The following is a 9,821-nucleotide window of genomic DNA, read 5'->3' as shown; positions in this document are numbered from 1 at the left end:
GTTCACTGAGTCGCACTGAACAAGCGCCTATCGTTCTTGATTTGCTATACGGGTTGCCACACCAGTCTATGGAAGTATTTCAACAAGATTTAGAAGACTACATGTCGACTGGCGCACACGGTATTGACCTCTACCAACTGATTGTTTCGGGCAACGCGCCTATGCTTAATCTTGTTGAGAAAGGAAAAATCCCACCACCTGCTAATACGCCAGATAAGGCGAGTATGTACTTGGCGGGCGTTGAGTTCATGGCAAAGCACAAGGTTAAGCAACTGAGCGTGAATCACTGGACTCGTGATAACCGCGAACGCAGCATTTACAACAGCTTAGCGAAAACTTATGCCGAAGTTCTACCCATTGGTTGTGGCGCTGGTGGCAACATCGGTGGTCATGGTGTGATGCAACATCGAACTTTAGACAGCTACATGGAGTCTATAAAGCAAGGTCAATTGCCAATAGCCATGATGACCAAGCAAAGCTCACTAGAGCCAATCTTCTCTTCATTGAAAGCCGGTTTTGATTCTGGTGTTGTAAGAAGAAGTACGTTGCCGAGTTTTATGGGGCAAGACACGTTTGACTACCTGAAGCCTCTGTTTTCACATTGGGAAAAGAATGGCCTAGTTGATCTTTCGGAAGATTACCTGAGCCTGACTATAGCTGGCAGCTTCTGGGCGGTAAGTCTTGCACAGAGTGTGATTCAAGTGCTTAACACTGAGTATCAGACCTTGCACCCAGCACCAACTGCCTCTGGCTTGGGTGCTCACCCGCATGCAAGTTTGAAGCACGCTTAATCTCGAATTTTTAGTTTATAACTTACGTAAATCACTCGTTTATACGGAAACTTATTCAATGACAGATACAACATTCGCAATGACAGAAACTTTAGAACAACGTGTCGCACGCATTCTAGAAGAAGAATCAAAACTGCTTCCTACAGCGATTGCTGAGAAGCTAGGTGTTTCAGAGGTTGAAGTTGTCGCTGCTTTTCCTGGAGACATGGCGGTGATGTTAGATGGCAGCCGTGCTCAAGATATTCTAGAAGGTTTGGTTGGTTGGGGCCCAGTGACCACAATTATCCATTCATTTGGCTCAATCTTCGAAGTAAAGGCGCCGTTCCCTAAAGGCAAAGTAGCGCGTGGTTACTACAATCTGATGGGTAAAGAAGGCGAGCTGCATGGCCACTTAAAACTGGATAACATCAAACATATTGGTTTGGTGAGCAAGGCGTTCATGGGGCGTGAAAGTCATTACTTCGGTTTCTTCAGTGAAACAGGCGAGAACATCTTTAAGATTTACCTAGGTCGCAATGAAAAGCGAGAGCTGATTGTCGACCAAGTTGAACGCTTCAAAGCACTAAAAGAACGAGCTTAAGTACAGTCAACATCAAGCTTAAATAAGATTGCCAGCTAGCTTAAAGAAAATATGAATGCTCGAGGTCCACTTAGTTTACTAATGAACGCTCAACCTCGGGTAAAAATAATAAATAAGAGAAAGTGAAGAAAGGAATTATCGATGGAACAACAAGTAAAACAAGAACGCCTACAAGGTCGCCTAGGTCCAGAAATCAAAGAGTTTCGCCAAGAGCGCCGTACCCTTCAACTTGCAACGGTTGATGAAGAAGGTCGCCCGAACGTAAGTTACGCCCCTTTCGTTCAGAACCAAGAAGGTTATTTTGTTCTAATTTCTGATATTGCTCGTCATGCTCGTAACTTGAAAGCAAACCCTCAAGTCTCTTTGATGATGATTGAAGACGAAGAGAGCTCGAAGCAGCTTTATGCACGTAAGCGTTTAACGTTTGATGCTCAGGCAAGTGTTGTAGAGCGTGAAACGGAGCTTTGGACTCAAGTGATCGGCCAGATGCAAGAGCGTTTCGGCGAGATCATTGATGGTTTAAGCCAACTTCAAGATTTTTCTCTATTCAACCTTAAAGCAGAGAATGGCCTGTTCGTAAAAGGTTTCGGTCAGGCATACCAAGTATCTGGCGACGACTTAGTGGATTTCGTTCACCTGCAAGAAGGTCACAAAAAAGTGTCTAACGAGTAAGCTCGTTTAACGGATTACTTTAGGAGCCCTCTAATGTGAGGGCTTTTTTGTGTCTAAGCAGTCATAGCCGCGTCGTTTAGGACTTTCGCTCCGCGCAACATGGCTTCGATTAATTCGCCTGCATTGAATTTCTCTAGCGCTTCATGTGCTCCCACCTGATTGGCTCGGTCAACACATATCTCACTGGATAGTGAAGTATGTAAAATACAGTAGGCATGACTGAGTGCGCTGTCGTTTTGTACTTCAAATGCAAGTTCATAACCATCTAACCCGGGCATCTCGATATCACTCACGAGAAGATCAATTGCTGTACCTTTTGCAGCCTCACCTCGCATCAGGTCAATCGCATCTAAGCCGTTATTACAAATGCTGTAAGGGATGTTGATGCTGTCTAAGGCATCAGACAGCTGTTTTCGTGCGATCAAAGAGTCATCAACCAGTAGAACGTTCTTACCTTTAAACTCAGAACGAATCGCGTTGAGTTTACGGCGAACCGACTTCTTACGTTGTTGCTGACCAGGCATGATAAACGTGCGGCCAACGTAACGGTTTTTCACGAAACCTTGACGATATGGCTTATCAATCGCTTGAGCAATTCGTAGAGCAATATCATTTGATGTTTCAGGAATTGGAATAACCACGTCAATGTCTAGGTCTGCGTACTCTTCTTTAATACGCTTACCTAACATCTCACCCATCTCAACCCGTGCGCTGTAAACCGAAATTTTATCGATGAATGAATCAGGACGAGCAAAATAAACAAACTCGAAAATACATGGGTTTAGTTGTGGGTTGTCTGCGCATTGTTTAGTGAAAAGCTTACCATCGAATGTTGCATAGATAGCTTCACCAGGAGCAACATCGCGCATAAAATCAAAACCAACAGCGTCTAACGCTACTGACTCAGACGCAACCATGTACTCTGTTTTACCGTTAATTTCACGCTTACCAAGACACAGTGGACGAATACCATGTGGGTCACGGAATGCGATCATGCCGTGTCCGATGATCATCGCTGTCACTGCGTAAGCACCACGAATAGTGCGGTGCACGTTTGCAACTGCGCGGAAAACGTCGTCTGAAGTCACGTTACCTTTTACGGTATCGATCTCATGAGCCAATACGTTTAGTAGAACTTCAGAGTCAGAGGTTGTGTTGACATGACGGCGGTCTTTTTCGAACAACTTCTCACGAACTTCGCTTGCATTCGTTAGGTTACCGTTGTGCGCCAGCGTGATGCCAAATGGAGAGTTTACGTAGAAAGGTTGAGCTTCAGAAGCACTCGAACTTCCCGCTGTAGGATAACGAACATGACCAATACCCACGTTACCTTGGAGGCGCTGCATGTGTTTTGCTTCAAAAACATCTTTAACTAAACCGTTCGCCTTACGCAGACGAAAACGATTGCTTTCTATGGTACAAATACCTGCGGCATCTTGGCCACGATGCTGCAATACCGTTAAAGCGTCATAAATAGACTGGTTTACAGGTGTTGAACCCACGATTCCAACAATACCACACATGTCCTAATCCTCGATTTTCGACATTAACTGGCGCTAGAGCGCGCCAGATAAGAAACTAGATGTTGCTTGTAAATGCTCGAAGAACGGCGCAATGATTCGGCTAAACTCCGGAACCAATTGCGAATTCTTCCACCACTCAGAACTTGGGAATGCAGTAAACGCATCCATGAAAAACAACACTGCAGAAACAATCAAAACACCACGTAAGCCACCAAAGACGACACCGAGGATTCTGTCTGTACCCGACAGGCCTGTTTTCTGAACTAGTTGCCCGATGACATAGTTAACTAAGGCACCAACAACTAACGTTGCAACAAACAATGCTGCTATCGCAGTTCCGTTTCGAAACATCTCATCTTCAATATTGGTGAAGTACATTGCTAATTTAGCGTAGTACTGGCTAGCAATAAAAAATGCTCCAAACCAAATAACAAGTGACAACGCTTCTTTAGCGAAACCGCGAACTAAACTGATCACGGCAGAGAAGCCGATCACGCCTAAAATGACAAAATCTAACCAATTCATGAATTCTTCATCTTAAGTTGGCGCGCATTTTAACAGAAAAAATGCTGACGCAAACGTTTTCTTATGGATTTAACGGTTTAAATTTGAGCAATTGGCCTTTTGAACCCGTAATTTTTTCTAATTCCTTAATTTGTCGCTCAAGTTTGGATTTAGAAACATCCGGGCCAATAATTACTCGCGTAAATGTTTTTTCTTGCTTGGTATGAGCCTGATAACCACGCTTCTGTAAATCCTTAACAACGTTTTTTGCGTTGTCAGCATTCTTCAAAGCCATCAATTGAATAATCCAAGCACTGTCTTGGTATTCATTTTTTTCAGATACCGGCTTAACCACCACCGCCACTTTATCCGCTTCTTTGTTACTGGAAGCCGACGCAGTTTGCGTATTTGACTTATCAGTACGACCACTGTCAACCACTTGCTCAACCGGAGAGTCCGGCAGTGCAATCTGATCTTCAACAGGATCGAGCACTTCAAACACTTCAACATTACTATCAAGCTCAGGCTTAATCGGAATGCTTGCAAACTCTTCTTTATAGTGGAGCTTCTTACCATCCAGCACATCGGGCAATACAATCACGCCAATGGCCACTAAAATGATGGTGCCGACTAATCGGCTTTGGAATTTACTTGCCATTTAGTTTCCTTTTTTCTGCCAATGCTCCAACACTTCACCCACGGTATGGAAAGAACCGACAACCAACACAACATCGTCATCTATAACAGAAGCTAAAGCCGCTTCAAACGCTACAACAGGGTTTGAATACTGCTCTACACCTTCAGGTAAGCTTTGACACAATTCAGCGGCTGTTGCGGCTCGTGGGCCGTTCAGCGAAGCTGGGTACCAATGTGTTGTTATTGGAGCTAATACTTCCAATGTCGCGGGGATATCTTTGTCATGAAGCATGGCGACTACAACGTGTAAATTTTTGCCTGCGTACTTCTTCGCGACTTGCTGCGCAAAGTACTCAGCAGAATGCGGGTTGTGTGCTACATCAAGCACAATCACCGGTTGTTCGCTAATTTGCTGCATACGCCCAGGAAGCTGCGCATTCTTCATACCGTTAACAACGTTCACATCACTAATGCTTAGTTCTGAAGTACCTAATGCCATCAGCGCGGTGGCTGCGTTCGGCAGCGGTAAGCTCGGGATAGGTAGCGATTCTAACTGGAATGCACCACTGCGCCAGTTCCAAGTATCACCATCTACATCATAGGTGTATTGAATCCCTACTTGGTAGAACTCAGCGTTAATATCATCAGCGTGTGCCGCAACCGTAGCTGGTGGTTTGGGTTGACCACAGATAGCTGGTTTACCGCTACGATAAATGCCCGCTTTCTCAAAACCGATCACATTAATGTCATCACCTAGCCAGTCAACATGGTCGACAGCCAAGCTAGTAATCACAGAAACGTCATGCTCAACGATATTGGTCGCGTCTAAACGTCCGCCTAGACCCACTTCTAACAATACAACGTCAACCGCTTCGGTTTGAAAAGCACGTAACGCTGCTAAAGTGCCATATTCAAAAAAGCTAAGGCTGATTTCACCACGTTCTTTCTCAATGAAATCGAAAGACTGAACCATTTTTTGATCAGACAGATCTTTGCCATTGATACGAACACGTTCGTTGTAGCGAATTAAGTGAGGGGAGCTGTAGACACCAACAGAGTAACCAGCATCCAATAGAATAGCTTCCATGAGTGCACATGTTGAGCCCTTGCCGTTGGTTCCAGCAACAGTAATAACATGTTGAGCAGGTTTGGTGAGGTTTGCCTTAGAGGCGACAGCTTGAACTCGGTCTAAACCAAGATCAATAGCGCTTGTGTGGATGTTTGATAAATAATCAAGCCACATCTCCAAAGAGGATGTGGCTTGAGGAATAGGTTGTTGACTCATCTAACTCATAACCATAATTAAGTAGGTTTGTTAGAAGGTACTTTACCCTTTTTCTGGCGCTTCTGGTACTTCATAAGCAGCTTCATTCGGTGAATCGTTCACAGAAACTACTAATGGTGAAGGCTGATTGGTCATTTTAGCAACAAGGCTTGCAACGCGCTGACGCATCTCACGACGGTCAACGATCATGTCGATAGCACCGTGGTCTAGTAGGAACTCACTGCGTTGGAAACCTTCAGGAAGGTCTTCACGTACAGTTTGCTCGATTACACGACGTCCAGCAAAACCGATAAGCGCTTTTGGTTCACCGATATTGATATCGCCAAGCATTGCTAAACTTGCAGAAACGCCACCCATTGTTGGATCAGTCATTACTGAAACAAACGGTAGGCCTTTCGCAGATAGACGCTCTAGAGCAGCACTGGTTTTTGCCATTTGCATGAGAGACATCAATGCCTCTTGCATACGAGCACCACCACTTGCCGAGAAACAAACTAAACCACAGTTGTTCTCAATAGCTGCATCTACCGCTTTCACAAAACGAGCACCAACAACAGAACCCATTGAGCCGCCCATAAATGAGAACTCAAAAGCACACGCAACGATAGGTAAACCAAGCAGTTCGCCTTTCATTGCAACTAATGCGTCTGTTTCACCACTGTTCTTTTGAGCAACAGAGATACGTTCTTTGTAACGCTTAGAGTCTTTAAACTTCAGCTTGTCTTGTGGCTCAAGATCAGTACCTAGTTCAACACGCTCACCTTTGTCTAGGAATGTATCCAGACGGCGACGTGCTTTCATACGCATGTGATGGTCACATTTTGGACATACTTCTAGGTTACGCTCTAGTTCAGCATGGTAAAGAACCTGCTCACAAGAAGTACATTTAGTCCAAACACCCTCAGGGATTGACGCTTTACGAGATGTTACGATGTTGCTTTTTTCTAAAATCTTTTCAAGCCAACTCATGGAAGACCTTTTTGTTTCGATTCCTCCGCTTGATTGCGAAAGAAATAAATTTGGGAATTATGCCGGGAATTAAAGCACATAAAACAGCGACTGTAGATAAAAAACTGGTTGTACCTATTTTCCGTGACTATTTTACGCACGAAACCGTAATATTTTTTGAACCTAAGTCTCACATTTAGTTCAAATTATCCGGCAAAAATAGAGGGCCAATAGGCTCTCTTGGTAGTCCAAAATGTTCAGGATAATCAACATCTACTAAGTATAAGCCTTCCGCTTTCGCTGTCGCGCCTGCCACTTTTCGATCTTTAGCCTCTAAAAGCCACTGAATCCACTCTGGTTTTTGATCACCTTTACCTACCGCAATTAGGCTACCAGTAATATTCCTCACCATATGGTGAACAAACGCATTCGCTTTAATATCGATCACTATGTAATGCCCATGACGAGTCACGTTTAAGTGAATCATGTTTCTCCATGGGCTACGAGATTGACAATGTGTTGCCCTGAACGAAGTAAAGTCATTCTCACCAAGTAAGTACTGACCCGCTTCATGCATCTTTTTCTCATCAAGGTGACCATGGTAATGGCTCACACCTGAATTCAAAATGCCAGGACGTAGAGCATGGTTAAAGATAATGTAGCGATAACGGCGTGCTGTTGCAGAAAAACGAGCATGGAAATCCTCATTCACTTCTGTTGCCCAACGAACGGCAATATCTTTTGGCATGTTGGCATTTGCGCCCATTGTCCATGCAACCATTTTACGATCGACATTAGTTTCAAAGTGAACGACTTGTCCCGTACCGTGGACACCGGCATCTGTGCGACCAGCACACATAACTTCTACAGGGTGATTCGCGACAACTGAAAGAGCCTTTTCCAATTCTTCTTGGACACTTTTCACGTCTCGTTGGCGCTGCCAACCAAAGTAGTGGGTACCGTTATATTCAATACCTAAAGCAATTTTCATGTTCTTGTTCTCTTTGAAAATGGGCGAGAAGTATATACGGAAATGAGTGCTAGCCCAAATAGGATGGGGCTAAAACTTCAATAAACAATCACTACCGCCTAGACGGTGGTTTTAGCAAGCTAAATAAAATAGACGCTAACTGTATCGCCCTAAAATAAAGGGTAGCCAACGCTACCCTTTATAATTTTTTGAATTTATCGACCGTTTAACGTATCGATAAGATTCTTTGCCTCTCGACGAATATCATCACTGCCGTCAACGATAGCCTCTTCTAGAAGCTTAATTGCACCTTGTGAGTCACTCATCTCGATGTAGATTTTAGCCAAATCGAGCTTACCAGCGGCTTCTGCGTTGCTATCGACATCGTAATTACCAATGTCACCGATAACGTCTGGGAATTCATTTAGGCCAACATCTAGCTTCAACTCTTCGTCATCTGGATTAATCGCGTCTTCGCCTTCTTGCTCAACTTGAGCCATCAGCTCATCAATCGTCATGTATTGCTTATCACGACCTTTATCTGACTCGGTTAAGTTGTCTTGTTGAGCCCAATTCTCTTGTTTGATTTTTGGTTCAGCTTGTTGATCTGCCGACGCCCAAATCTCCTGTTGATCATCAGGCACATCATTATGCATGCTAGATTGCTGCTCAGGAGCTAGGTTGAAGCCTTTCCAGTCTTCGCCGCCAACTTCAAGCATGGCGTCAATATCGAGCCCTGCACTATCAATCGATGTAGCATCCAGTGGCTTGTCGAACATGCTGTCGACAGAGTCTTGAACATCTTCAGAAAGTAATTCAGCTAATGCTGTCTCATCAAAATCCTCAAAACCTTCTAACAGATCGTCTTGAACTGTTGTAGGCACTGAGCTTAACTCAGAAGGTACCGGGCTTAATTCTGACGGAGAATCGAGTGATTCATCAGGTTGTGTGAAACTAGTCAAATCAGACTCTTCTGCACCTGGGAAGCCTTCTGCGTCTGAGAAATCTTCTGTATCCGAGAAGTCATCACCATGACTAAAACTCTGCGGGTTTGAAAATAAATCATGCAGCGCATCTTGTTCTTCACCCTGTGGGCTGAAAGAAGTCAGTGGCGTTGGTTTCTCAGCAAACGCATCGGAGATAGCTTCGTCTTCACCGTATTCCGGCAAATCAAACTCATCGAGCTCTACGCCTTGCTCTTCCGCTACAGGCTCACCACTGCTTTGTTCGATGTCATCTAAGACTGAATCCGCTTTTGCGCTCTCTTCATCGTATTCAGGCAGGTCAAGGTCATCGAACTCAAACTTTTCGGACTCTGGAGCAAGATCTTGCTCTAACTGCGCTTCATCCGGTTCGCTAACCACTTCCGCCAACGCATCTTCTTCGCCAAACTCTGGAAGCTCTAAATCATCAAACGAGAACTCGTCTTCGCCTTCTTGCCCTAAAATTTCTGCTTGTTTCGTTTCTTCAACTTGAGGAGCCGTTTCAGCTTGAGGCTCAGGTGTTGATTCTGATTCTGGGTCTAATTGAGCATCAACAATAGGGACTTCTGACTCCGTTGTTACTTCAGCATCCGCTTCTGCCAAGGCATCTTCTTCACCAAACTCTGGAAGATCAAAATCATCAATCGAGAACTCATCTTCGCCTTCTTGATCTACCGCTTCAGCTTGTTCCGTTGCTTCTACTTGAAGTTCGGTTTCAACTTGTTGTGCAGCTTCAACTTGCGGTTCATGGTCTAACTGAGGTTCAACAGCAGGAACCACAGGCTCTTCCGCTACTTCATCAACTTGTGCCAATGTTTCTTGTTGAGCCGTATCATCTTCAATCAGCCAATCATCGTCTTCTGGCACACCGAATTCATTTGGAACGATCTCTGGCATATGTGCAGCACGAACTGGCTCTGGCTCTGGCT

General features: G+C 44.5%; 9 protein-coding genes and 2 pseudogenes. 3 read left to right on the top strand and 8 right to left on the bottom strand.

Annotated elements, in window-relative coordinates:
- The 3 genes and pseudogenes from AB4496_RS00575 to hutZ form a co-directional block, all read left to right on the top strand.
- A pseudogene (locus tag AB4496_RS00575) lies at positions 1-791 on the top strand (heme anaerobic degradation radical SAM methyltransferase ChuW/HutW); the annotation flags it as partial.
- A gap of 58 nt (positions 792-849) precedes the next feature.
- Positions 850-1,371 carry a heme utilization cystosolic carrier protein HutX gene (gene hutX / locus AB4496_RS00570; protein ID WP_009845730.1) on the top strand — a complete coding sequence of 174 codons (522 nt, stop codon included), beginning with the start codon at positions 850-852 and terminating at the stop codon, positions 1,369-1,371.
- Between the two features lie 141 nt (positions 1,372-1,512).
- Entirely contained in the window at positions 1,513-2,043 is a 531-nt protein-coding gene (gene hutZ, locus AB4496_RS00565) for a heme utilization protein HutZ (RefSeq protein WP_004731858.1), read from the top strand.
- Between the two features lie 53 nt (positions 2,044-2,096).
- On the opposite strand, the gene AB4496_RS00560 is transcribed toward hutZ, so the two are convergent.
- From AB4496_RS00560 to AB4496_RS00525, 8 genes and pseudogenes are all read right to left on the bottom strand, one after another.
- A complete protein-coding gene (locus tag AB4496_RS00560; protein ID WP_372130477.1) occupies positions 2,097-2,483 on the bottom strand; it encodes a response regulator in 387 nt (128 codons plus the stop codon).
- Positions 2,463-3,566: pseudogene (gene purF / locus AB4496_RS00555) on the bottom strand (amidophosphoribosyltransferase); the annotation flags it as partial. The pseudogene purF and the gene AB4496_RS00560, both read right to left, overlap by 21 nt.
- Before the next feature lie 33 nt (positions 3,567-3,599).
- Entirely contained in the window at positions 3,600-4,091 is a 492-nt protein-coding gene (locus tag AB4496_RS00550; protein WP_009848678.1) for a CvpA family protein, read from the bottom strand.
- Between the two features lie 61 nt (positions 4,092-4,152).
- On the bottom strand, positions 4,153-4,728 hold the full coding sequence (locus AB4496_RS00545) for an SPOR domain-containing protein (protein WP_009848679.1): 576 nt from the start codon (positions 4,726-4,728) through the stop codon (positions 4,153-4,155).
- Positions 4,729-5,991 (bottom strand): bifunctional tetrahydrofolate synthase/dihydrofolate synthase, encoded by a 1,263-nt coding sequence (gene folC, locus AB4496_RS00540; protein ID WP_009848680.1) that lies wholly within the window; start codon positions 5,989-5,991, stop codon positions 4,729-4,731.
- 42 nt (positions 5,992-6,033) lie between these two features.
- A complete protein-coding gene (gene accD / locus AB4496_RS00535) occupies positions 6,034-6,960 on the bottom strand; it encodes an acetyl-CoA carboxylase, carboxyltransferase subunit beta (RefSeq protein ID WP_009848681.1) in 927 nt (308 codons plus the stop codon).
- A gap of 175 nt (positions 6,961-7,135) precedes the next feature.
- Positions 7,136-7,930: a tRNA pseudouridine(38-40) synthase TruA gene (gene truA / locus AB4496_RS00530; protein WP_009848683.1), complete on the bottom strand. Its 795-nt coding sequence runs from the start codon at positions 7,928-7,930 to the stop codon at positions 7,136-7,138.
- 194 nt (positions 7,931-8,124) lie between these two features.
- A partial coding sequence (locus AB4496_RS00525; protein WP_372130476.1) for a FimV/HubP family polar landmark protein occupies positions 8,125-9,821 on the bottom strand: 1,697 nt, incomplete at its 5' end.

The sequence above is a fragment of the Vibrio sp. 10N.222.46.A1 genome (assembly GCF_041473595.1).
GTDB lineage: Bacteria > Pseudomonadota > Gammaproteobacteria > Enterobacterales > Vibrionaceae > Vibrio > Vibrio tasmaniensis_A.
Note: the sequence above shows the minus strand (reverse complement) of the source record. Positions and strands in the feature narration are given on the sequence as shown.